This is a genomic window from Pueribacillus sp. YX66 (assembly GCF_041725775.1).
Classification (GTDB): domain Bacteria; phylum Bacillota; class Bacilli; order Bacillales; family UBA6769; genus Pueribacillus.
This window is the reverse complement of record NZ_JBEUEL010000015.1, coordinates 37,082-58,922: the sequence shown is the minus strand read 5'-3', so window position 1 is coordinate 58,922 and position 21,841 is coordinate 37,082. Positions and strand designations below refer to the sequence as shown.

At 40.7% G+C, this 21,841-nt stretch carries 22 protein-coding genes and 2 other annotated features; of the genes, 21 read left to right on the top strand and 1 reads right to left on the bottom strand.

Annotated features, from left to right (window positions below; genetic code table 11):
* Window positions 1-21 precede the first annotated feature (21 nt).
* The 20 genes from radA (at window position 22) to ABU914_RS08540 (ending at window position 16,231) form a co-directional block, all read left to right on the top strand.
* The gene (gene radA / locus ABU914_RS08635; protein WP_379669336.1) at window positions 22-1,398 is read left to right on the top strand and encodes a DNA repair protein RadA; all 1,377 of its coding nucleotides are present in this window, start codon (window positions 22-24) and stop codon (window positions 1,396-1,398) included.
* A gap of 6 nt (window positions 1,399-1,404) precedes the next feature.
* A complete protein-coding gene (gene disA / locus ABU914_RS08630) occupies window positions 1,405-2,484 on the top strand; it encodes a DNA integrity scanning diadenylate cyclase DisA (RefSeq protein ID WP_379669335.1) in 1,080 nt (359 codons plus the stop codon).
* Between the two features lie 120 nt (window positions 2,485-2,604).
* Window positions 2,605-3,711, top strand: coding sequence for a PIN/TRAM domain-containing protein (locus ABU914_RS08625; protein WP_379669334.1), 1,107 nt, complete (start codon window positions 2,605-2,607; stop codon window positions 3,709-3,711).
* 54 nt (window positions 3,712-3,765) lie between these two features.
* Complete coding sequence (gene ispD / locus ABU914_RS08620) at window positions 3,766-4,464, top strand: 2-C-methyl-D-erythritol 4-phosphate cytidylyltransferase (protein WP_379669333.1); 699 nt, start codon at window positions 3,766-3,768, stop codon at window positions 4,462-4,464.
* Window positions 4,461-4,946 carry a 2-C-methyl-D-erythritol 2,4-cyclodiphosphate synthase gene (gene ispF, locus ABU914_RS08615; protein WP_379669332.1) on the top strand — a complete coding sequence of 162 codons (486 nt, stop codon included), beginning with the start codon at window positions 4,461-4,463 and terminating at the stop codon, window positions 4,944-4,946. Before ispD ends, ispF begins: the two co-directional genes overlap by 4 nt.
* 29 nt (window positions 4,947-4,975) lie before the next feature.
* Window positions 4,976-6,445: a glutamate--tRNA ligase gene (gltX, locus tag ABU914_RS08610; protein ID WP_379669331.1), complete on the top strand. Its 1,470-nt coding sequence runs from the start codon at window positions 4,976-4,978 to the stop codon at window positions 6,443-6,445.
* Window positions 6,446-6,680 (top strand) — a binding site (T-box leader).
* A gap of 95 nt (window positions 6,681-6,775) precedes the next feature.
* A complete protein-coding gene (cysE, locus tag ABU914_RS08605; RefSeq protein WP_379669330.1) occupies window positions 6,776-7,465 on the top strand; it encodes a serine O-acetyltransferase in 690 nt (229 codons plus the stop codon).
* Window positions 7,407-8,810: a cysteine--tRNA ligase gene (gene cysS / locus ABU914_RS08600; protein ID WP_379669329.1), complete on the top strand. Its 1,404-nt coding sequence runs from the start codon at window positions 7,407-7,409 to the stop codon at window positions 8,808-8,810. Before cysE ends, cysS begins: the two co-directional genes overlap by 59 nt.
* 1 nt (window position 8,811) lies before the next feature.
* Window positions 8,812-9,225, top strand: coding sequence for a Mini-ribonuclease 3 (locus ABU914_RS08595; protein WP_379669328.1), 414 nt, complete (start codon window positions 8,812-8,814; stop codon window positions 9,223-9,225).
* Between the two features lie 2 nt (window positions 9,226-9,227).
* The gene (gene rlmB, locus ABU914_RS08590) at window positions 9,228-9,974 is read left to right on the top strand and encodes a 23S rRNA (guanosine(2251)-2'-O)-methyltransferase RlmB (protein WP_379669327.1); all 747 of its coding nucleotides are present in this window, start codon (window positions 9,228-9,230) and stop codon (window positions 9,972-9,974) included.
* A gap of 4 nt (window positions 9,975-9,978) precedes the next feature.
* The gene (locus ABU914_RS08585; protein ID WP_379669326.1) at window positions 9,979-10,488 is read left to right on the top strand and encodes an NYN domain-containing protein; all 510 of its coding nucleotides are present in this window, start codon (window positions 9,979-9,981) and stop codon (window positions 10,486-10,488) included.
* Between the two features lie 154 nt (window positions 10,489-10,642).
* Window positions 10,643-11,284: an RNA polymerase sporulation sigma factor SigH gene (gene sigH, locus ABU914_RS08580; protein WP_379669344.1), complete on the top strand. Its 642-nt coding sequence runs from the start codon at window positions 10,643-10,645 to the stop codon at window positions 11,282-11,284.
* A 561-nt stretch (window positions 11,285-11,845) separates the two neighbouring features.
* Window positions 11,846-11,995 (top strand): 50S ribosomal protein L33, encoded by a 150-nt coding sequence (rpmG, locus tag ABU914_RS08575; protein ID WP_379669325.1) that lies wholly within the window; start codon window positions 11,846-11,848, stop codon window positions 11,993-11,995.
* Between the two features lie 41 nt (window positions 11,996-12,036).
* Complete coding sequence (gene secE, locus ABU914_RS08570) at window positions 12,037-12,222, top strand: preprotein translocase subunit SecE (RefSeq protein WP_379669324.1); 186 nt, start codon at window positions 12,037-12,039, stop codon at window positions 12,220-12,222.
* Between the two features lie 200 nt (window positions 12,223-12,422).
* Window positions 12,423-12,956, top strand: a complete 534-nt coding sequence (gene nusG, locus ABU914_RS08565; protein ID WP_379669343.1) for a transcription termination/antitermination protein NusG — start codon at window positions 12,423-12,425, stop codon at window positions 12,954-12,956.
* Between the two features lie 193 nt (window positions 12,957-13,149).
* Window positions 13,150-13,575 carry a 50S ribosomal protein L11 gene (gene rplK / locus ABU914_RS08560; protein ID WP_379669323.1) on the top strand — a complete coding sequence of 142 codons (426 nt, stop codon included), beginning with the start codon at window positions 13,150-13,152 and terminating at the stop codon, window positions 13,573-13,575.
* A 76-nt stretch (window positions 13,576-13,651) separates the two neighbouring features.
* The gene (rplA, locus tag ABU914_RS08555; RefSeq protein ID WP_379669322.1) at window positions 13,652-14,344 is read left to right on the top strand and encodes a 50S ribosomal protein L1; all 693 of its coding nucleotides are present in this window, start codon (window positions 13,652-13,654) and stop codon (window positions 14,342-14,344) included.
* A 46-nt stretch (window positions 14,345-14,390) separates the two neighbouring features.
* Window positions 14,391-14,535: a sequence feature (ribosomal protein L10 leader region), on the top strand.
* 87 nt (window positions 14,536-14,622) lie between these two features.
* Window positions 14,623-15,126 carry a 50S ribosomal protein L10 gene (gene rplJ / locus ABU914_RS08550; RefSeq protein WP_379669321.1) on the top strand — a complete coding sequence of 168 codons (504 nt, stop codon included), beginning with the start codon at window positions 14,623-14,625 and terminating at the stop codon, window positions 15,124-15,126.
* Between the two features lie 58 nt (window positions 15,127-15,184).
* Window positions 15,185-15,550, top strand: coding sequence for a 50S ribosomal protein L7/L12 (rplL, locus tag ABU914_RS08545; protein WP_379669320.1), 366 nt, complete (start codon window positions 15,185-15,187; stop codon window positions 15,548-15,550).
* Window positions 15,551-15,628: 78 nt separating this feature from the next.
* Window positions 15,629-16,231, top strand: a complete 603-nt coding sequence (locus ABU914_RS08540) for a class I SAM-dependent methyltransferase (protein ID WP_379669319.1) — start codon at window positions 15,629-15,631, stop codon at window positions 16,229-16,231.
* A gap of 2 nt (window positions 16,232-16,233) precedes the next feature.
* Here the strand turns inward: ABU914_RS08540 and ABU914_RS08535 are convergent, their stop codons facing one another.
* Window positions 16,234-17,688 carry an amidase gene (locus tag ABU914_RS08535; protein ID WP_379669318.1) on the bottom strand — a complete coding sequence of 485 codons (1,455 nt, stop codon included), beginning with the start codon at window positions 17,686-17,688 and terminating at the stop codon, window positions 16,234-16,236.
* Between the two features lie 594 nt (window positions 17,689-18,282).
* Between ABU914_RS08535 and rpoB the strand changes: the two genes are divergently transcribed.
* On the top strand, window positions 18,283-21,825 hold the full coding sequence (gene rpoB / locus ABU914_RS08530; protein ID WP_379669317.1) for a DNA-directed RNA polymerase subunit beta: 3,543 nt from the start codon (window positions 18,283-18,285) through the stop codon (window positions 21,823-21,825).
* Window positions 21,826-21,841: the final 16 nt, after the last annotated feature.

The window sequence follows — 21,841 nt, the reverse complement described above, 5'->3', positions numbered from 1 at the left end:
AAAGTAAATTGGGGAGAAGGAATGGCAAAGAAAAAAACGAAATTTATTTGTCAAGAATGCGGTTATGAGTCGCCGAAGTGGATGGGGAAATGCCCTGGCTGTAACAATTGGAATTCCATGGTAGAAGAGATCGTAGAACGAGCATATACAAAGAGCAGAGGCTCACTTGGAGCTGCGAGTGAGACAGGGAAAAAACCGATGCCCATTCAAGATGTGCCATCTGAGAAAGAACCACGAATCGATACGAAAATGAAAGAATTAAATCGTGTTTTAGGCGGAGGAATCGTGCCAGGTTCACTCGTGTTAGTCGGGGGTGATCCAGGGATTGGGAAGTCAACGTTGCTTTTGCAAACGTCGCATCAGCTTGCGTCAAATGGACAGAAGGTTTTATACGTATCGGGTGAAGAATCGATGAAGCAGACAAAAATGAGGGCTGAGCGAATTGGGATTCGTGATCCGTTGTTATTTGTCTTAGCTGAAACGAACCTCGAATTTATTGAAGAAGCGATCGATAAATTAGAGCCCACGTTCATTGTTATTGATTCCATTCAGACGATGTTTTATCCAACGGTTACGAGTGCACCTGGAAGCGTTTCACAAGTTCGGGAATGTACAGGACAGCTGATGCGGATTGCAAAAACGAAAGGAATTGCCGTTTTCATTGTAGGCCATGTGACAAAGGAAGGCGCGATCGCAGGACCAAGATTACTTGAACATATGGTCGATGCTGTCCTTTACTTTGAAGGTGAGCGTCACCATGCATATCGCCTATTGCGAGCAGTAAAAAACCGTTTTGGATCGACGAATGAGCTTGGTGTGTTTGAAATGAAAGAAGATGGGCTTATTGAAGTGCTCAATCCGTCTGAAATCTTTTTGGAAGAACGTGCGAAGGGAGCATCGGGTTCAACTGTTGTCGCATCACTTGAAGGAACGCGAACGTTAATGGTTGAAATTCAAGCGCTTATTACACCGACAAGCTTCGGTAATCCGCGCCGAACCGCAACCGGAATTGACCATAATCGAGTTTCGTTGCTGATGGCCGTGCTAGAAAAGCGTGTCGGACTTCTGTTACAAACCCAAGATGCATATTTAAACGTTGCAGGCGGTGTTCGTCTTGACGAACCGGCGATCGACCTTGCGGTTGCCGTTAGTATTGCTTCAAGTTTCCGTGATCGACCGACAAACCCAGGTGATGTCATTATTGGTGAAATCGGGTTAACGGGTGAAGTAAGGCGTGTGTCACGAATTGAACAGCGTGTGTTAGAAGCGGTAAAGCTCGGTTTCACACGTGTTATCTTGCCACAAAAAAATTTAGGTGGTTGGACGATACCGAAAGACATTCAAGTGATCGGTGTCAATACGATTAGCGAAGCGATGGAGCACGCATTGGAGGGATAATGAGCAATGGATGAAAAAATAAAATCAAAAACAGCCATTATTAATGAAATTCTTCAAATTGTAGCTCCCGGAACACCGCTTCGAGATGGAATTGATAACATTTTGCGCGCTGAAACCGGTGGGCTTATCGTTGTTGGATATGATGAAAAAGTGAAAGCGTTAGTTGACGGTGGCTTTTCGATCGATTGTAAATTTATGCCATCCTATTTGTATGAACTAGCAAAAATGGACGGGGCGATCATTTTAAATAATGAGGCTAATCGAATTTTATTTGCAAATGCACAGCTTATTCCGGATACATCGATATTGTCATCAGAAACAGGAATTCGCCATCGAACCGCAGAACGAGTTGCGAAACAATCAGGCAGCCTCGTCATATCGATTTCTCAGCGCCGAAATGTGATCACGTTATATAAAGGGAATGTCCAATATTCATTAAAAGAAATAGGGGTTATTTTAACGAAAGCGAATCAAGCGTTGCAAACGTTGGAAAAGTATCGAGCGGTGCTCGATCAAGATTTAACGAATTTAGGTGCATTAGAATTTGAGGAGCTTGTAACCGTTCAAGATGTTGCTCAAGTACTTCATCGGATTGAACTTGTGCTTCGTATCCAGAGAGAGATCGTAAACTATGTAAACGAGCTTGGAACTGAAGGTCGGTTAATTCAGATGCAACTTGAAGAGCTTATTGGAAACCTTGAGCATGATGCCATTTTATTAATTCGAGACTATTTAAAAGATACCTCCATTGAACCTCATAATGTAATGAAACAACTTCGAACTTTATCAAATGAAGAATTACTAGAAGAAGGAGTTGTCGTGAAGTTTTTAGGTTTTTCATCAAGTGCAGTCCGAAACGATGAAGCGATCAGTCCAAGAGGCTATCGCTTGTTGCACAAAATTCCGCGACTTCCATCTCTCGTTATTGAAAATTTAGTGCAAGTTTTTAAAAATTTGAGTGCGATTACGAAAGCCTCGATTAGTGAACTAGATGAAGTAGAAGGGATTGGTGAAGTGAGAGCACGAGCCATTCAAGCTGGATTAGGACGAATTCAGGAACAAGTATTTATTGATCGACATATTTAGCGTTCATTTGACGAACTTGTACAATTATTCATGTCAGCTTTGTTAATAGTGTGTAAATAATTTGAAAAAGAGGTTTCAAAATATAGAAACTGTTTATAATGATAGAAGGAGGTGAAAGTGTTGAACGAGAATTTACTGAAGCGATTTGTGCAATTATTTTTTGTCTTTACTGGAGCTACGCTTGGCTGGTTATTTATTCCTGATTTATTCACATACTTTAACATTAATTCCATTCCGTTAGTTATTTCCCCATACATTGGAGCACTTGTTGGCGGCCTTATTTTATTTTTAGTCACATACTGGTTATCTGATTATATCGTTGGTTTAATTAAACGAGTTGAAGAAGCATTAGTGAAAGTTCCTATCGCCGATTTAATGTTTGGTACAATTGGTCTTGTTCTTGGATTAATGGTTGCTTTTCTTATTACCGTCTCATTGAGCGGTATGGAAATTTTAATCGTGAGTGATGTTTTACCGATTTTTATTACTGTATTAGCAGGGTACTGGGGATTCCAAGTTGGTTTTAAAAAACGTGATGAACTTATTTCATTGTTTTCCATTAATAAAGTAAAAGATAAAAAGAAAGATATAGATGGTGGATCACAAACAGAAGAACTGAATAAATTAAAAATATTAGATACAAGTGTAATTATTGATGGTAGAATTGCAGACATTTGTCAAACAGGCTTTTTAGAAGGAACGCTTGTCATCCCATACTTCGTACTTGAAGAACTTCAACATATCGCCGACTCTTCGGACGCGTTAAAGCGAAACCGAGGTCGGCGTGGACTCGATATATTAAATAAAATCCAAAAAGAGCTAGATGTCAATGTTGAAATTTACGAAGGTGATTTTGAAGAGATTCACGAAGTTGATAGCAAACTTGTCAAATTAGCGAAGCTAACAGATGGCATCGTCGTCACGAACGACTTTAACTTAAATAAAGTGTGTGAACTTCAAAATGTGTCTGTGTTAAATATTAATGACTTAGCCAATGCTGTGAAGCCTGTTGTGCTTCCTGGAGAGGAATTAAACGTTCAAGTAATCAAAGATGGGAAAGAACATAACCAAGGAATTGGTTATCTTGACGATGGCACGATGATCGTTGTTGAAGAAGGACGGAATTATATCGGCAAAACGATTGACGTCATCGTTACGAGTGTGTTACAAACATCTGCAGGGCGAATGATTTTTGCGAAGCCGAAACTGATGGAAAAAGCGTTATAGAATAGATATAATTATACGATAGCTTCATAAAAGGAGAGGGAGTTTATCAATAAAGTGGAGTATCGAGTGATTATTCCTGCAGCAGGACAAGGGAAGCGGATGCAAGCAGGAAAAAACAAACAATTTATTCAGTTAGAAGATAAACCTGTTATCGTTCATACGTTATCTACTTTTCAAAATGATCCGAATTGTAAACAGATCGTGCTCGTGATCAATAAAAAAGAAAAAAATGAATTTCAAGCATTGATTGAAACATATCATCTTACAAAAGTGGTTCGTCTAGTAAGTGGTGGAACGGAACGGCAACATAGCGTGTTTGCAGGTTTGAAAGCTCTTCCGCAAGAAAATGCAGATGCCCTCGTGCTTGTGCATGACGGTGCACGTCCATTTGTTACGATTGATATGATTTCGCGTGTAGCGAAAAAAGCGGCTGCAACTGGTGCAGCCGTTTTAGCTGTTCCGATTAAAGACACACTTAAACGGAGCGACGGATCTGTTATTATAGAGACAGTCGATCGGTCTGAGCTTTGGGCAGTGCAAACACCGCAAGCATTTCACTACTCACTTTTGTTTGAAGCGAATGTGCATGCCGAACAAAAGCAAATCGAGGCAACTGATGATGCTTCACTCGTTGAAGCGTTTGGTCGAGACGTTTCGATTGTCATGAGTGATGAAACGAATATAAAGCTGACGACACCGGAAGATTTAATTTTTGCAAATGTGATTTTAAAATGGAGGAAGGGAACACTTTGATACGAATTGGACAAGGTTTTGATATTCACCAGCTTCAAGCAGGAAGAAAGCTGATTATCGGTGGCATCGACATTCCGCACGAAAAAGGACTTCTTGGACATTCGGATGCCGACGTATTACTGCACGCGATTAGCGATGCGTGCCTTGGGGCGCTTGCGTTAGGAGATATAGGCAAACATTTCCCTGATACAGATGTAACGTATAAAGATGCAGATTCACGAGAATTGTTAAAGGAAATTTGGACAATGATTAAAGCAAGAGATTATTGCCTTGGAAATCTTGACTGTACAATTATCGCCCAGCGTCCGAAAATAGCACCGTATATTACAGCGATACGAAAATCGATCGCATCGTTAGTTGAGGCGGATGTGTCACAAATTAATGTGAAAGCGACGACAGGTGAAAAACTAGGCTTTATCGGAAGGGAAGAAGGGATTGCTGCACAAGCGGTTGTCCTGTTGCAAAAGGTTGAGAGTCAATAAGATGACTGAAGGGAATGGAAAGGAAAACGATGGGAAACGAAATTAGAGTAAGGTATGCACCGAGTCCGACAGGACATTTACATATTGGAAATGCAAGGACAGCATTATTTAACTATTTATTTGCACGCTCGCAAAACGGGACATTCATTATTCGCATCGAAGATACGGATGCAAGCCGAAATATTGAAGGTGGTGAACAAAGTCAGCTTCACTACTTAACGTGGCTTGGTATTGACTGGGATGAAAGCATTGATAAAGATGGTGGTTACGGACCGTATCGTCAGTCTGAACGGCTGCATTTGTATCGAGAACATGCAGATAAACTGATAGAGCGAGGAATGGCTTACAAATGTTACTGTACAGAAGAAGAGCTAGAAGCTGAACGGGAAGCACAGCGTGCACGGCATGAGATGCCGCGCTATTCTGGAAAATGCCGAAACTTAACAGAGGAAGAGCGGACAAAGCTTGAAGCGGAAGGTCGTAAACCGAGCATCCGCTTTAAAGTGCCAGATGGAAAAGTATATACGTTTGATGATATGGTGAAAGAAAAAGTATCGTTTGAATCAGATGGCATCGGAGATTTCGTCATCATTAAAAAAGACGGGGTTGCAACGTACAATTTTGCAGTCGTTATTGACGATCACTTTATGAAAATATCTCACGTGCTTCGTGGGGATGATCACATCTCCAATACACCGCGGCAATTGATGATTTATGAAGCCTTTGATTGGGAACCGCCGACGTTTGGTCATATGACGCTCATAGTGAATGAAAACCGAAAAAAATTGAGTAAACGTGATGAAACGATTATTCAATTTATCGAGCAGTATGAAGAGCGTGGGTATTTGCCGGAAGCTTTGTTTAACTTTATTACGTTGCTCGGTTGGTCTCCTGTCGGTGAGGAAGAAATTTTTTCTAAAGAACAATTTATCGAGATGTTTGATCCGAAACGGCTTTCTAAAGCACCTGCTGTTTTTGATACACAAAAGCTTGCCTGGATGAATAATCAGTATATAAAAAACAGTCCGCTTGAGCGAATTATTCATTTGACGCTTCCTTATTTAGTTGAAGCGGGACGGTTGCCAGACCAAATGTCAGAAGAACAAAGAAAATGGGCAGAAGATTTAATCGCTTTATATCAAGAACAACTCACATACGGGGCTGAAATTGTAGAATTAACAAACTTGTTTTTTCAAACAAATCTCTCGTATAATGAAGAAGCAGAGAAAGTACTGCAAGAAGAGCAAGTCCAAGAAGTGCTTTCAACGTTTCTAGATGAAATTTCGGCTATTGAAGATTTTACTCCTGAAGCAGTAAAAGCAGCGACAAAAGCAGTTCAGAAACGAACAGGACAAAAAGGGAAGCGTCTATTTATGCCGATTCGCGTTGCAACAACAGGACAAACGAAAGGACCAGAATTACCTGTTGCGATCTCGTTAATTGGTAAAGACGTAATTGAAACGAGATTAAAAGCTTTTCTTGAACATAACGATGAATAAATGAAAGCTATGATGAGGAGAAGTAAAGATTGAGTGTTTCATTCAGAGAGAACCACCTTGAGCTGTGAGTGGTTTATGAAACACAATCTTGAAATGCACCTCAGAGTCTTTTGTTGAAATGCTAAAAACTAGGCAAAAGCGGGTGTCTCCGTTAACGGACATTAAGTACAATGCTTGAAAGTTTAATAAGCGTTGTAAAACAGAGTGGGACCGCGCTAATGAGAGCGTCTCTGTGTCGTTTGACACGGAGACGCTCTTTATACTATACAAGCGTATGATTTATTTTATAGAGCAGTAAAGAAATGACGAACAGGATTGGAGGGGTCTATAGTGTTTAAAAGACTTCGCGAAGACATACATGTTGTATTTAAACACGATCCGGCGGCGAGAAGCATGTTCGAAGTCATTCTTACGTATTCGGGTCTTCATGCAATTTGGGCACATCGGATTGCTCATTGGTTTTGGAAAAAACGATTGTTTTTTCTAGCACGCTTTACATCGCAAGCGAGTCGATTTTTGACAGGCGTTGAAATACATCCTGGTGCAAGGATTGGAAGACGATTGTTTATCGACCATGGAATGGGGATTGTCATAGGCGAAACGTGTGAAATCGGCGATGATGTCGTTTTATTTCAAGGTGTAACGCTCGGCGGTACCGGAAAAGAAAAAGGGAAGCGTCACCCTACGGTTGAAGACAATGTTATGGTTTCAACAGGTGCAAAAGTTATTGGAGCAATTACGCTTGGTAAAAACTCAAAAATTGGTGCTGGTTCCGTCGTATTAAAAGACGTTCCAGCGAATTCAACAGTCGTTGGAGTTCCTGGAAAAGTTGTCGTTCAAAATGGAGTTCGTGTGAATCGAAGTTCAGAGGAAGAACTTGTGAATAAAGTAAATGCATTGGAGAAACAAGTGGCCATGCTTGAACATAAATTAAATATGATAGAAAAAAGGAGCGGGGAAAGTGACAATCAAAATTTACAATACGCTAACGAGAAAAAAAGAGACGTTCATTCCAATTGAAGAAAATAAAGTAAAAATGTACGTTTGTGGACCAACTGTATACCATTACATTCATATTGGTAATGCACGGCCGCCGATCGTATTTGATACGGTTCGTCGCTATTTCGAATACAGAGGTTATGACGTTCATTACGTTTCAAATTTTACAGATGTTGACGACAAAATTATTAAAGCTGCTCAAGAAACGAAAGAAGACGTACCCGAACTCGCGGAACGGTTTATCCAAGCATATTTTGCGGACGTCGAAGCCCTCGGTGTCAAAAAAGCAGACGTTCACCCGCGTGTACTTGAAAATATGCAAGAAATCATTGCGTTCATCGAAGCACTAATAGGAAAAGGATATGCCTATGAAGCAGATGGCGATGTTTATTTTAAAACGCGTAAATTTAAAGATTACGGAAAACTGTCGCATCAATCTATTGATGATTTGCAAATCGGCGCCCGCATTCAAGTTGGTGAAAAAAAGCACGATCCGCTTGATTTTACGTTATGGAAAGTAGCGAAGGAAGGTGAGATTGCGTGGGATAGCCCATGGGGAAAAGGACGTCCAGGCTGGCACATCGAATGTTCCGCGATGGCAAAAAAATATTTGGGTGAGACGATCGATATTCATGCTGGTGGGCAAGATCTAGCTTTTCCTCACCATGAAAACGAAATTGCGCAAACAGAAGCATTGACCGGAAAGCCATTTGCAAACTATTGGATGCATAATGGTTACATTCAAATTAACGATGAAAAAATGTCAAAATCACTTGGAAACGTCGTACTCGTCCATGAGTTAATCAAACAGCACGATCCAGAAGTGATCCGTTTCTTTATGCTTTCCGTTCATTATCGAAACCCGATCAATTTTAACGATGAATTGCTAGCAAGTGCAAAAACAGGACTCGAGCGACTGAAAGAAACGGTGCAAAACGTACAGCATCGACTTGAGCATTCGGTCGATCTGGATAAAAATGGAGAAGAAACACTTGCGATCATAAAAGGCTTAAAAGCTCAATTTATCGATGCAATGGACGATGATTTTAATACAGCGAATGCGATTGCAGTTTTATTTGACCTTGCAAAAGAAGCAAACCGTTATTTAACGAACAAAAATTCATCAAAGCAAGTGCTGACAGCAGTTTTAGAACTATTTACAGAAATTTCCAACGTACTCGGTCTATCTTTACAGCAAGAACAAGACTTGCTTGATTCCGACATTGAACAGCTTATCAAGGAGCGGGAAGAAGCGCGAAAAGCACGAGATTTTGCAAAAGCAGATGCCATCCGCGATGAGTTGCTAAGGAAGCAAATTGTTCTGGAAGATACACCGCAAGGGGTTCGCTGGAAGAGGAAAGAGTAGTATGAAAGAACGTGACGTCAAGCAACTGAATGCTTTAGCATTAGCCTATGTCGGTGACGCTGTGCTAGAACTTCATATTCGCGAGCACTTGTTAAAACAAGGTGAAGTACGCCCGCAATTTTTGCATCGGCGTTCAACATCTTATGTGTCGGCCAAAGCACAAGCATCGGTGTTGAACGAGTTAATGGATGCCCAGTTTTTTTCGGAAGAAGAACAAGCGGTGTTAAGAAGAGGACGGAATGCAAAGTCTGGAACGATCCCGAAAAATACTGATATCCATACGTATCGCTACAGCACCGCATTTGAAGCATTGATTGGCTATCATTATTTGCTGAAGCGTGATGAGCGAATACATACGATCATCGAAACATTGATTGAAATTGTCGAAAATCCTTCTTTTAAAAAGGGTGAGTGAACATGGCGAATGAATTAATTGTTGGTAGAAATCCCGTATTAGAAGCACTTCGAGCAGAACGCGAAATGAACAAAATTTGGATCCACGAAGGAGTTCGCAGAGGACAAATGAATGAGCTGATTACACTTGCTAAACAGAGTGGTGCACTCATTCAATTTGTTCCGAAGAAACGGCTCGATAAACTTGCGGAAACACCCCATCACCAAGGTGTTGTTGCATCAGTAGCAGCATATGAATACGCAACGGTGGATGACTTGTTTCAAAAAGCGGAGTCATTAGGCGAAACCCCGTTTTTTCTCCTCCTTGATGAAATTGAAGATCCGCACAATTTAGGTTCAATTTTGCGAACAGCCGATAGTACAGGCGTTCACGGTGTCATCATTCCAAGGCGTCGTTCTGTCGGTTTAACTGCAGCGGTTGCAAAAGCGTCGACAGGCGCGATTGAGCACGTTCCTGTTGTCCGTGTAAATAATCTCGCGCAAACGATGGAAGAATTAAAGGAACGAGGAATGTGGTTTGCAGGAGCAGATATGAAAGGAAAGCAAGATTTTCGCGAAGCCGACTATGATTTGCCGATAACACTTGTGATTGGAAGCGAAGGAAAAGGAATCAGTCGCTTAATCCGACAAAAATGTGACTTTCTCGTTCGTTTGCCGATGAAAGGAAACGTAACATCACTTAACGCTTCAGTTGCTGCTGCTATTTTGATGTACGAAGTGTTTCGGCAACGTAGTCCGGTGGGAGGTTAAGGAGATGGACATTTTACTTGTAGATGGTTACAACATCATTGGGGCATGGCCACAATTGCAACAGTTAAAATCAGATGATTTAGAAGGGGCACGCGATCTTCTAATCGCCAAAATGGCAGAATATCAAGCGTATACGGGATTTAAAGTTATTATTGTGTTCGATGCTCATCTCGTTCCTGGCATACAACAAGTTTTTAATCAACACGATGTGACAATCATATTTACGAACGAAAATGAAACTGCTGATGAAAAAATCGAGCAGCTTGTCGTAGAGCTAAAAGGCGTATTAACACAAATCCACGTTGCAACATCAGATTATGCGGAACAAAAAGCAATTTTTGGACAAGGTGCATTGCGTAAATCTGCCCGCGAACTGCTCATTGAAATGGAGAAGATTGAAAACAACATTGAACAAAACATTGAAACGCATTACACAGAAAAGCGACAATCGAAAATACGGCTCTCACCTGAAATACAAGAAAAATTTGAGAAAATGCGACGTGGTTTAATCTGAAGTTGACGCTTTTGTAAACGCTGTTATATAATGGGAATAATCTCGTTTTTTTAAAATATGTAATTTTTCGACTTTTCATTGAAGCCATGCGTAACCTTTACGTGTGCGGGTGCATTAACGTTTTAACATCAAGTCGGGGGGATTCGAATTGAACATGATAAGGCTCGCAGAACCAGCAAAATTCGAAATACTTGAAGATGAAGAGCTTGTGAAAATGGTCCAAGACGGGAACTCACAAGCGCTAGACTACTTGATCAAAAAATATAAAAACTTTGTAAGAGCCAAGTCTCGTTCGTATTTTTTAATCGGTGCCGATCGGGAAGATATTATCCAAGAAGGTATGATCGGACTGTATAAAGCAATCCGTGACTTTCGCGAAGATAAACTCTCGACGTTTAAAGCATTTGCCGAACTTTGTATTACGCGGCAAATGATTACAGCGATCAAAACGGCGACAAGACAAAAGCATATTCCACTTAATTCTTACATTTCATTGGACAAGCCTATTTATGATGAAGAATCGGAACGAACGTTAATGGATGTGCTTTCAGGAACGAGCAAACTCAATCCGGAATTGCTACTCATTAATCGCGAGCAATTTAACGATATTGAAGATAAAATGACGGAAGTGTTAAGCGATTTGGAGCGACAAGTGTTGATGCATTACTTAGATGGGCGTTCTTATCAAGAAATTTCTGATGATCTAAACCGCCATGTAAAATCGATCGATAATGCTCTTCAGCGTGTGAAAAGGAAGCTTGAACGGTATTTAGAGATTCGAGAATTAACCTTATAACCAGTTGTTTAAAAAGTACGATGACTTACAGGATGTGAATCAGTTTGGCTAGAGCGAATCAACATTGGGGTGTTAAGTTATAGCTGGGAATTTCTTCAGCTTATTTTTCCATTACTCACGTATAGAATGAATTCTACTGCTAAAAACGTGCACATCCTGAGAAGGATATGTAAATGTTCCCACTCTCACACAGCTTGAGTTTTTGAGGTGGCGCACCTCAATAGGCAGAAGTCAGCATATCCTGTGCAAGCGTTTGGTCTAGAGCTGAGTTTCCTTGCTCTTCGGTACCGATGTGCTAGTATCGATGTTACAACAAGATAGCGATTTGAATATAGATCTTTGTAATTTTGCGACGAGTAATTCGGAGTTGATTACGTTACGTATTTAGCCGCCTTTGCCTCTCCTTGTCTTCCCTTTTTAACTTACCTTATTGAAAGGGATTGCACAGTTTTTCATTGTTCAGCCTTTGGATTAGCTATTCGTTTCAAATCACGTTGACATGCTGTTTTTAGCTATGATAAAGTTGGTTAAGTATAGATTTGATAGGATGGAGCGATATGAGTGCGCACAAAAGTGATTTTGGCATGCTCTAATTGTGAAAGTCGAAACTATTCAACGGTGAAAAATAAGCAGTCAGATGCGTCAAGATTATCAATTAAAAAATTTTGTAAAATATGTAACGCCCACACAGTTCATAAAGAAACGAAATGATGTACGAGTGCTGAAGTTGGGAAGGAGAATAGATCAGACCGATGTTCAAGAAGATGAGCCAATTTTTTAAAAACGTTGCTAGCGAGATGAAAAAAGTCCGCTGGCCAACAAAACAAGAACTAGTGAAATATACGATAACAGTTGTCGTTACGGTAGCTTTTGTCACTCTTTTCTTCGTTGTTGTTGACTTTGGCATTTCATCGCTGCTTAAATTGATCACAGGATAGACGTTACAGTATGTGTTCAAACATGAGAATTACGAGAGGCAAGATTGACGAACACGCTATGTTTACGCATAACGTAAACGATCTGACAACGTTGGAGCCTCTAGACTTTTTGAACAAAAACTATTATAGAATTTAGCAGGTCAGGATAAAATGGAAAGTAAACGCATTTGGGGAGGGAAGGACGAAGCGTCCTATTTATGATGGAAAAAAGATGGTACGTTGTTCATACGTATTCAGGCTATGAGAATAAAGTAAAAACAAATTTAGAAAAACGTGTAGAATCGATGGGGATGACAGATAAAATTTTTCGCGTCTTAGTCCCTGTTGAAGAAGAAACGGAAATTAAAAATGGCAAAAAGAAAACAACGATGCGTAAAGTGTTCCCTGGCTACGTATTAACGGAAATGATTATGACGGATGATTCATGGTACGTCGTTCGGAACACACCAGGTGTAACAGGATTCGTCGGTTCGAGTGGTGCAGGCTCAAAACCAACTCCCCTTTTACCAGAAGAAGTGGATTCAATTTTAAAAAGTATGGGTTATGAAACACCGAAGCCTGAAGTTGACTTCCAAATTAATGAAAGTGTGAAAGTGAAAGAAGGTCCATTTGCCGACTTTGTTGGTAAAATTGAAGAAATCGATTTAGATAAACAAAAAGTAAAAGTGCATGTGAATATGTTTGGAAGGGAAACGCCAGTCGAGTTAGAATTTACGCAAATCGAAAGGATTTAATTGATATATTGCTTTTGTTCACTAAAAATGATAGAATTTTAATGTTTCAAAAGTCAACTTATGACTTTTGTTTTTTATGGGTGGGAGAGCTAAAAGCGTTCAAAAGCTAGGACTGATTCATATTTTGCGAACCTCTTTTGAACCATTTTATAAAGCTCAAATACCACATCACGGACTTAAGGAGGTGTGTCACGTGGCTAAAAAAGTATCGAAAGTTGTTAAACTACAAATACCTGCTGGAAAAGCCAACCCAGCACCACCAGTTGGACCGGCGCTCGGTCAAGCTGGAGTAAACATTATGGAATTTTGTAAAGAATTTAACGCGCGTACGCAAGAAAATGCAGGGCTAATTATTCCGGTTGAAATTACTGTTTTTGAAGATCGCTCATTTACGTTTATTACGAAAACACCACCTGCAGCAGTTCTTTTGAAGAAGGAAGCAGGCATTAAATTAGGTTCAGGTGAACCGAACAAGAACAAAGTTGCAACAGTGAAACGTGCAAAAGTACGTGAAATTGCCGAAATGAAAATGCCTGACCTTAATGCTGCAGACGTAGAAGCGGCTATGAAAATGGTAGAAGGAACAGCACGTAGTATGGGAATTACGATTGAAGACTAATGATTAACTAACGACGCTCGTTCTGGTTGACGCGTGGGAGGATAATCCGTTAAACCACAATAGGGAGGAAAAGAAATTGCCAAAGAAAGGTAAAAAGTATCAAGATTCCGTAAAGTTGATTGACAAAACAAAGCTTTACGACGTCAAAGAAGCGCTTGAACTTGTAAAGCAAACAGCGAAAGCGAACTTTGATGAAACAGTAGAAATTGCTGTTCGCCTTGGTGTTGATCCGCGAAAAAATGATCAGCAAATCCGTGGCGCTGTCGTGTTGCCGAACGGAACAGGAAAAACACAGCGTGTACTCGTATTTGCAAAAGGCGATAAAGCAAAAGAAGCGGAAGCGGCTGGCGCTGATTATGTTGGTGAACAAGACTATATCAATAAAATTAATCAAGGCTGGTTTGACTTCGATGTTATCGTTGCAACGCCTGACATGATGGCGGAAGTAGGGAAGCTTGGACGTGTCCTTGGTCCGAAAGGCTTAATGCCGAACCCGAAAACAGGCACAGTTACATTTGAAGTTGAAAAAGCAGTTAAAGAAATTAAAGCAGGAAAAGTCGAGTATCGTGTTGATAAAGCAGGTAATGTCCATACTCCAATCGGAAAAGTTTCATTTGAAACGAATCAGCTCGTTGAAAACTTTGAAACGATTATGGATACGCTTGTCAAAGCGAAACCGTCAGCAGCGAAAGGCACATACCTGAGAAACATTTCCGTCTCTTCCACAATGGGACCTGGAATAAAAATTAATCCTGCTGCTTATTTATAAAAGCGTTGACTTGTATGTCAGTCACGTCTATACTAAGACAAGTGAAAATATGAGAGCAATCATACCGTAGACAGTAGGGGTGCACGTTTGCACTTAATCATCCTACCGAGGTTGTTAACGACGAAACGAATGCTGTTTCTGTCTATATATAACCTTCATGTCGATCGGCATGAAGGTTTTTTAACTTTCGAGTATAGTGATATCGTCGAATGAACTCACATTCGTGTGAGCTTTCGCGGATGCGTACGGTATGAACGACTTTTTAGGAGGTGTTATAAGTGAGCAGCAAACTAGAAAGCAAAAAACAAGTTGTTAATGAGATTTCTGAAAAACTTAAGGCGAGTAAAGCAACGATTCTCGTTGATTATCGTGGTCTAGACGTTGCAGCCGTAACCGAACTTAGGAAACAGCTTCGTGAAGCAGGCGTTGAATTTAAAGTGTACAAAAACACGCTCGTTCGTCGTGCGACTGCAGAAGTTGACATGACTGAGCTTGACGATCAGATTGTCGGTCCTACAGCGATCGCATTTAGCAACGAAGATGTTGTCGCACCTGCAAAAGTGTTAAATAACTTTGCAAAAGAAAATGAAGCACTTGAAATTAAAACAGGTGTTATCGAAGGTAATGTTGTGTCGCTTGATGAAATTAAAGCACTTGCGGATCTTCCTTCACGCGAAGGCCTTCTTTCGATGTTGCTTAGCGTATTACAAGCACCGATGCGTAACTTTGCATTGGCAACGAAAGCGGTTGCGGATCAAAAAGAAGGAGAGGAAGGCGCGTAAGTTTATCTTTGCCTAACAAAGAAACGAAAGTATATCAATTAAGGAGGAACATGTAATCATGAGTAAAGATCAAATTATTGAAGCAATAAAAGAAATGACCGTATTAGAACTTAACGAGCTTGTAAAAGCAATTGAAGAAGAATTCGGTGTAACAGCTGCTGCGCCTGTTGCAGTTGCAGGCGGTGCTGCTGCAGGTGGCGGTGCAGAAGAACAATCAGAATTTGATGTTGTTCTTGAGGATGCTGGTGCAAGCAAAATTAAAGTGATTAAAGTTGTGCGTGAAATAACAGGTCTCGGCTTGAAAGAAGCGAAAGAACTTGTTGATAACGCTCCAAAACCAGTTAAAGAAGGCGTTGAAAAAGAAGAAGCTGAAGAAATTAAAGCGAAGCTTGAAGAAGTCGGCGCTGGTGTCGAACTTAAATAAGGATATTGAAATCAGGGTATACCAAGGGGATTGGTATACCCTGTTGTTTTATACGTTAAGAGAAAGGTAGTGAGTAGCTTGGAACATTATTATTCAGAAAAACCATCAGCAAAGAGTGCGCCTCAACGTATTCATGTCAACATAAATGGCCATGACATGGTATTTACGACCGATGTTGGTGTGTTTTCAAAGCATGCGGTTGACTTCGGAACGAAGCTCTTACTCGAATCGTTTCATTTTCCTATCATAAAAGGTCCGATTCTAGATGTTGGCTGCGGATATGGACCAATAGGGCTGTCATTAGCAAAACAAGCACCTGATCGCGCCATTATTATGATAGACGTTAATGAGCGTGCCATCGAGCTTGCTAAAAAAAATCGGCAAGCGAACGGGGTGAATAATGTTTCAGTGATGAAAAGCGATTTGTTTGAAAACATTCGTGATAAACACTTTGCTGCGATTTTATCAAATCCACCGATTCGAGCTGGTAAAAAAGTGGTTTATGAATTGTTTCGACAAGCATACGAGCATTTAGAACCGGGAGGTGAATTTTGGATCGTTATTCAAAAAAAACAAGGAGCTCCGTCGGCCAAAAAAGAATTAATTTCTTTATTTGGTGACGTTGATGTCGTTAACAAATCAAAGGGCTATTTTATTTTTCGTGCGAAAAAACATCGTTAAACTTATATATGCTTGGCGCGTTTGTAACCGCGAAATTCTTTTTCAAGCAGTGTACCAAAGTGAAACAATGCTTTTTCATTTCCGATTCGGCTGATGAGTTGTAAGCTAATCGGCAATCCGTCTTTATCCTCTGTAATTGGAACGGATAATGCTGGTAAACCGAGGACGTTAGCATAACTCGTATATGGCATTTTTGTTAATACTTGCAAGCGATTCGAAAACACTTCGCCGTCAAGTTTACGGTGTTTTTTAGCTGGTGTCGGGTATGACGGCAAGAGTAAAATGGTTTTGTCTAAAAAACGGTTAGCGTCCGCGATTTTCTCTGCAATTTTTCTTTCTAACCCTCCGATTTTTTTCGAATTCGTACCGAAAAGAACAGTCCCAACTTTCCCGAGAGCCATCGTTTTTAAGAAAAAGTAATCATAATCCGTATTTTTTTTCACTAATTCTTGTACTAACGTTCGGAAAATTGGAAAGCGTTCATCGTTGTCAAATGCGATCGGCCAAACATCCTTTCCCCCATCGATTGATAAAATTTGCAAATGATCAATCGTTAACATCGGGTTTAAATGTGGAACGTCAATATTCGTTTCAACAGAAAAGGATTCTTTTAAATAGGTGCGCACTATATCGAGCGCTACTCTCGTTTCTTCTGAAACCTTATATTTCGGTTCTGGAATGACGATGCGAAATTCATCGACGTTAACTTCTGGTGGCACATTGTTCGCAATAATCGAGTTTATAAGTTCAGCATCTGCGACAGATTTACTTAACGCTCCAATTCCGAGCATTGCTTCTTGCAATGGATAAGCGGCAGGTGATGGAATATGTCCTTCGTTCGACACCTGGTATGCTCCGCATTTAAATGTAATGACACCGTTGAAGTGAGCGGGATTTCGTAGTGAACCGAATATATCAGAGCCGACACTTACAGCTGCACCTCCGCTTGCGACGAGAGCTGCACATCCCCCACTCGAACCTCCAGCTGTTCGTGATTGATCCCACGGGTTGTTCGTCGTTCCATGTATTTTATTCGATGATTCAAAATGTAACCCAAGCACTCCTGTATTCGTTTTTCCGATAATGATAGCACCTTCACGTTTCAATCGTCGAACGACTTCGGAATCTTCTGATTCAAGTGTATTTGCTCTATGGACTAGTCCTGAAGTTGTTCTCATACCTGCCACATTAAACATATCTTTTACAGCAATTGGGACTCCAAACAACTGTCCTTTTACAGCCCCTTCTTTCAGTCCATTGTCACATTTTTTTGCTTCTCGTAACGCTTCATCAAATCGCTCTTCTACTAAGCAATTAATACGTTCGTTCATATGTTTGATATGCTGAATGTATGTTTTCGTTGCTTCATAGGAACTTATGCGACCGGCTCGAATATGTTGTGCAATGGACGAAGCATCCAAATCAAGCAAATCACTTTTTGATCGCTCAGCAATCATAAAATTACACTCCTTCAAATAAAAAATGTTTTTAAATGCTTAAAGATTAATCATAGTTGAATAAAAGCAACAATACAATAAATATTCAGAAAATTAATATAAAAGTTTCAACCCTTAATTTTTTTTGAGGATAAATATATTATTGACTCCTAGTTATAAATGTGATAGCATTATGTAATGCTAACGCTTAAGACCGTCAATTCTATGAAAGACAGACGAAAGATCCTTCACCGTTCCTTAGGCAAATAACGCCTTTCATATTTTAAAAAGGTTATGTGAGAAGGTTCTTTTTGTCATGTATAAATAAAAAGAGATTTGGGAAGACTAACATAATTAGAAATGTAAAGGGGAAATGATGCTTGGATTGCCCTTTTATTTTTTGTTCTATACATAATAGAACGAACGCCCATGTCCTAAAATCTCGTTGGTAGTCTAAGTGTTTGAGGCGCTGTGTCATAGTGGAGCGCGAATTTTTTGATTTAATAGTAAAGAAGTCGCAACGACAATTCTGTCTACGCTTTAGACTTGCCATTTGGTAAAATTTCCATGAGCGAGTCCATGACATTAAAATGCATGATTTAAGGGGTGAATGAGTTGACAGGTCAACTAGTTCAGTATGGACGCCACCGCCAAAGAAGATCGTATGCAAGAATCAATGAAGTATTGGAGCTTCCAAATCTTATCGAGATTCAAACCGCATCGTATCAATGGTTTCTTGATGAGGGTTTGCGCGAGATGTTTCAGGACATTTCTCCGATTGAAGATTTTACGGGGAATCTCGTGCTAGAATTCGTCGATTATAGTCTCGGCGAAGCGAAGTATTCGGTAGAAGAAGCGAAGGAACGTGATGTTACGTATTCAGCACCACTTCGTGTAAAGGTTAGGCTCATAAACAAGGAAACAGGAGAAGTTAAAGAACAAGAAGTGTTTATGGGTGACTTTCCGCTTATGACGGAAAATGGAACGTTTATCATTAATGGAGCTGAACGGGTCATCGTTTCTCAGCTTGTCCGTTCACCAAGTGTGTATTATAGTGAAAAGCTAGATAAAAACGGGAAGCGCGGCTTTACGGCTACCGTTATACCAAACCGTGGAGCATGGCTCGAGTTCGAGACTGATGCAAAAGATATTGTGTACGTCAGAATTGATCGGACTCGGAAGATTCCGATTACAGTATTATTAAGAGCATTAGGGTTTGGCTCTGATCAAGAAATCATCGACCTTCTAGGGGAAGACGAATTTTTAAGAAATACGTTAGAAAAAGATAATACCGACAGCCCGGAAAAAGCGTTGATTGAAATTTACGAGCGTTTGCGTCCAGGCGAGCCGCCAACGATCGATAATGCTAAAAATTTAATTGAATCTCGCTTTTTTGATCCGAAACGATACGATCTAGCGAATGTCGGACGCTACAAGATTAATAAAAAACTTCATATTAAAAACCGTCTATTTAATCAACGGTTAGCCGAAAAATTAATTGATCCTGACACAGGTGAAGTGATTGCAGATGTCGGTGATGTTCTCGATCGTAGATTACTTGACAAAATCTTACCTTTATTGGAAAACAATGTAGGTTTTCGTACGTTCCGACCGTTCGGCGGGGTCGTTGATGACGTTGATGTGAATGTTCAATCCATTAAAATTTTCGCTCCGGATGATACTGACAGTGAAAAAGTAATAAATGTCATTGGTAATGGTGGTATTGAAGAGAGTGTAAAAAACATTACGCCAGAAGATATCATTGCATCTGTTAATTACTTCTTTAATCTACTTCATGATGTTGGCGATACAGATGATATCGATCATTTAGGAAATCGCCGTCTCCGCTCAGTCGGTGAGTTATTGCAAAACCAATTTAGAATTGGTCTTTCTCGTATGGAACGCGTCGTTCGTGAGCGGATGTCGATTCAAGATACGAACGTCATTACGCCACAAGCTCTCATAAACATACGTCCAGTAATTGCATCGATAAAAGAGTTTTTCGGAAGCTCACAGCTGTCTCAATTTATGGACCAGACGAATCCGCTGGCGGAGCTGACGCATAAACGTCGTTTGTCTGCATTAGGTCCAGGTGGATTAACACGTGAGCGTGCTGGTATGGAAGTACGTGACGTACATTACTCTCACTACGGTAGAATGTGTCCAATTGAAACGCCGGAAGGACCGAACATCGGCTTAATTAACTCGTTGTCAACGTATGCAAAGGTAAATAAGTACGGATTTATTGAAACGCCGTATCGCCGTGTTGACCCTGAGACGGGAAAAGTAACGGATCGTATAGATTACTTAACAGCGGATGAAGAAGACAATTATATCGTTGCTCAAGCGAACGAAAAGCTTAACGATGATGGCACATTTGTAGACGAAAGTGTTTATGCTCGTTTTCGTGGTGATAATGCTGTTTTTAAGCGTGATTTAATTGATTATATGGACGTTTCGCCAAAGCAAGTCGTTTCAGCAGCTACAGCGTGCATTCCTTTCTTGGAAAATGACGACTCAAACCGTGCACTCATGGGAGCAAACATGCAGCGTCAGGCTGTACCACTTCTTGTACCAGAAGCGCCGCTTGTCGGAACTGGAATTGAACACGTCTCTGCAAAAGATTCAGGCTCAGCTGTAATTTGTAAGCGTGATGGCATCGTAGAACGTGTGACCGCTTCCGAGATTTGGGTGAGAAGCATCCAAAATGTCGACGGAAAAGAAGTTGAAGGTGACCTTGATAAATATAATCTGCAAAAGTTTTTACGTTCAAACCAAGGCACTAGCTATAACCAACGTCCACTCGTTCAAAAAGGTGAGCGTGTAGAAAAAGGTGAGATTTTGGCTGATGGTCCTTCAATGGAAAAAGGTGAGCTTGCTCTCGGACGTAACGTACTCGTTGCTTTTATGACGTGGGAAGGCTATAACTACGAAGACGCGATTATTATGAGTGAGCGACTCGTGAAAGATGACGTTTATACGTCAATTCACATCGAAGAATACGAATCCGAAGCACGTGATACGAAACTAGGGCCAGAAGAGATTACACGTGATATACCGAACGTAGGAGAGGATGCGCTTCGTAACCTTGACGAACGCGGAATTATTCGCATCGGAGCGGAAGTGCGCGATGGCGACATTCTCGTCGGAAAAGTAACACCGAAAGGTGTGACAGAGTTAACAGCTGAAGAACGTCTCTTGCATGCCATTTTTGGTGAAAAAGCAAGAGAAGTTCGTGATACGTCGTTACGTGTTCCGCACGGTGGGGATGGGATAGTCCTAGATGTCAAAGTGTTTAACCGTGAAGACGGGGATGAACTTCCACCGGGAGTCAATCAGCTCGTACGAGTATATATTGTCCAAAAACGTAAAATTCATGAAGGCGATAAAATGGCAGGTCGTCACGGAAACAAAGGTGTGATTTCAAAAATTTTGCCGGAAGAAGATATGCCTTATTTACCAGACGGTACGCCGATCGATGTCATGCTTAATCCACTTGGGGTACCTTCACGGATGAACATTGGGCAAGTGCTTGAGCTTCATTTAGGAATGGCAGCACGGCACTTAAACATTCACGTAGCCACACCCGTATTTGACGGAGCGAATGAGCAAGATGTCTGGGATACACTTGAAGAAGCAGGCTTGCCTCGTGACGGAAAAACAATTTTATATGACGGTAGAACAGGTGAACCTTTTGATAATCGTGTATCTGTCGGTGTCATGTACATGATTAAGCTAGCGCATATGGTTGATGACAAGCTTCACGCTCGTTCAACAGGGCCATATTCTCTCGTTACGCAACAGCCACTTGGAGGAAAAGCGCAATTTGGCGGACAGCGATTTGGGGAAATGGAAGTTTGGGCACTTGAAGCGTACGGTGCAGCTTATACTCTTCAAGAAATCCTTACCGTAAAATCGGACGACGTTGTCGGACGTGTAAAAACATATGAAGCGATCGTTAAAGGCGAGAATGTCCCTGAACCGGGTGTACCAGAATCGTTTAAAGTATTGATTAAAGAACTGCAAAGTCTCGGAATGGACGTCAAAATTTTATCGGGTGATAATGAAGAAATTGAAATGAAAGAGCTTGACGATGAAGATGACCCAACGAATGACCGGTTAAATTTGCAGGCGGAATCAGTCGGTACGAGTGAGTAGTTTTCTGCGTAAAAAA

Excerpts from the sequence above, each read along its gene's own strand:
- disA (WP_379669335.1), top strand. The coding sequence starts at position 1,405 with ATGGATGAAAAAATAAAATCAAAAACAGCCATTATTAATGAAATTCTT.
- sigH (WP_379669344.1), top strand. The coding sequence starts at position 10,643 with ATGATAAGGCTCGCAGAACCAGCAAAATTCGAAATACTTGAAGATGAA.
- rplL (WP_379669320.1), top strand. The coding sequence starts at position 15,185 with ATGAGTAAAGATCAAATTATTGAAGCAATAAAAGAAATGACCGTATTA.
- rlmB (WP_379669327.1), top strand. The coding sequence starts at position 9,228 with ATGGCGAATGAATTAATTGTTGGTAGAAATCCCGTATTAGAAGCACTT.
- radA (WP_379669336.1), top strand. The coding sequence starts at position 22 with ATGGCAAAGAAAAAAACGAAATTTATTTGTCAAGAATGCGGTTATGAG.
- secE (WP_379669324.1), top strand. The coding sequence starts at position 12,037 with ATGTTCAAGAAGATGAGCCAATTTTTTAAAAACGTTGCTAGCGAGATG.
- nusG (WP_379669343.1), top strand. The coding sequence starts at position 12,423 with ATGGAAAAAAGATGGTACGTTGTTCATACGTATTCAGGCTATGAGAAT.
- ABU914_RS08585 (WP_379669326.1), top strand. The coding sequence starts at position 9,979 with ATGGACATTTTACTTGTAGATGGTTACAACATCATTGGGGCATGGCCA.
- ABU914_RS08595 (WP_379669328.1), top strand. The coding sequence starts at position 8,812 with ATGAAAGAACGTGACGTCAAGCAACTGAATGCTTTAGCATTAGCCTAT.
- ABU914_RS08535 (WP_379669318.1), bottom strand. The coding sequence starts at position 17,688 with ATGATTGCTGAGCGATCAAAAAGTGATTTGCTTGATTTGGATGCTTCG.
- gltX (WP_379669331.1), top strand. The coding sequence starts at position 4,976 with ATGGGAAACGAAATTAGAGTAAGGTATGCACCGAGTCCGACAGGACAT.